1 protein-coding gene is annotated in these 1,442 nt (G+C 63.7%); it reads left to right on the top strand.

The genetic code is table 11. The annotated features are described in order from the left end of the window. The first annotated feature begins 94 nt into the window (after positions 1 to 94). Positions 95 to 1,360, top strand: coding sequence for an IS481 family transposase (locus A5727_RS12720; RefSeq protein WP_068249563.1), 1,266 nt, complete (start codon positions 95 to 97; stop codon positions 1,358 to 1,360). Positions 1,361 to 1,442: the final 82 nt, after the last annotated feature.

Genomic DNA, 1,442 nt, shown 5'->3' with positions numbered 1-1,442 from the left:
TGTCATCTCCCAAGACATCGGTGACAGTTCTGCATCAGGACATCGGTGACGGTTCGGATGGTCTTGGTGGTGACACTTCTGCCTCAAGGCTCGGGTGGTGGCTGTCAATGAACCCATCGATCCTGTCGTGCGGCTTGCGATATCGCAGTGGCCCGATGACGCACCCCGCGGGGCGGTCTCGACGTTCTGCGCCGAGCACGGCATCTCTCGAAAGTCGTTCTACGAGTTACGTAAGCGCGCGAAGGTCGATGGGCCGGCGGCAGTGCTCGAACCCAAGACTCGGCGACCGAAGTCGAGCCCATCGAAACTGAGCGATGAGGTCAAGACACAGGCTGTGGCGGTTCGTGCCGCGCTGGAGTCCTCCGGGCTGGATCATGGGCCGATCAGCGTGCACGAAAAGATGCAGGCGATGGGCTTGGAGCAGATCTCGTCCACGGCATCGCTGGCCCGCATCTTCCGGGAAGCCGGCGTGGCTCGCCTGGAGCCGAAAAAGAGGCCACGCTCGGCATGGCGGCGATTCGTCTATCCGGCCCCGAACGCCTGCTGGCAACTCGATGCCACGGAGTACGTGCTCAGCGGCGGGCGTACGTGCGTGATCTTCCAACTCATCGACGACCACTCCCGCTACGCACTCGCCTCCCACGTCTCAACCAGCGAGACCGCCAAGGATGCGATCACCGTGGTGGACAAGGCCATCGTCGCTCACGGTGGGCCACAACGTCTGCTGACCGACAACGGACTCGCAGTCAATCCCTCACGGCGTGGCTACGTCGGCCGGCTCGTCGGTCACGTCGCCGGTCTGGGCGTGGAGGCGATCACCGGCAAGCCCTACAAGCCGACCACCCAGGGCAAGAACGAACGGTTTCACCAGACCCTGTTCCGTTACCTCGACAAACAGCCGATCGCGGAGTCGCTGGCCGAACTGCAAGCCCAGGTCGACGCGTTCGACCACATCTACAACACCGAGCGTCCCCACCAGGGTCTACCCGGGCGCGTCACACCGCTGACAGCGTGGGAGGCGACCCCCAAAGCTGATCCACCCCGACCCAAACCTGACCGGCCGATCTACGACGTACCTGCCCCGAGCCCCCACCGGCGCCCCAAAGCGCAAGCACCCACCGATCTGCCCGTCGGCACACGGGTCAGAACGGTGACCACGGCGGGGACCATCGGGGTCGACACCGTCACCTACCTAGTCGATGTGCAGCGTCGCTTTCAGCAGGTCCTCGTTGTCAGCGTCGGCGACAAGATCATCGTTACCGACCTGCAAGGCGAGGTCCTGGCTGAGCACACCCGACCCGCACCCGGCATCAAATACGTCGGCAACGGCCGACCCCGAGGCCCACGCCCCAAAATCTGACAACTGTCACCGAAGTCCTGACACACTGACCGTCACCGAAGTCCTGATGCAGAACCGTCACCGATGTCCTGAGACATCACAC

Source organism: Mycobacterium sp. ACS4331 (assembly GCF_001667265.1).
GTDB lineage: Bacteria > Actinomycetota > Actinomycetes > Mycobacteriales > Mycobacteriaceae > Mycobacterium.
The sequence above is the reverse complement of the archived record's forward strand: the minus strand, read 5'-3'. Positions and strand labels throughout refer to the sequence as shown.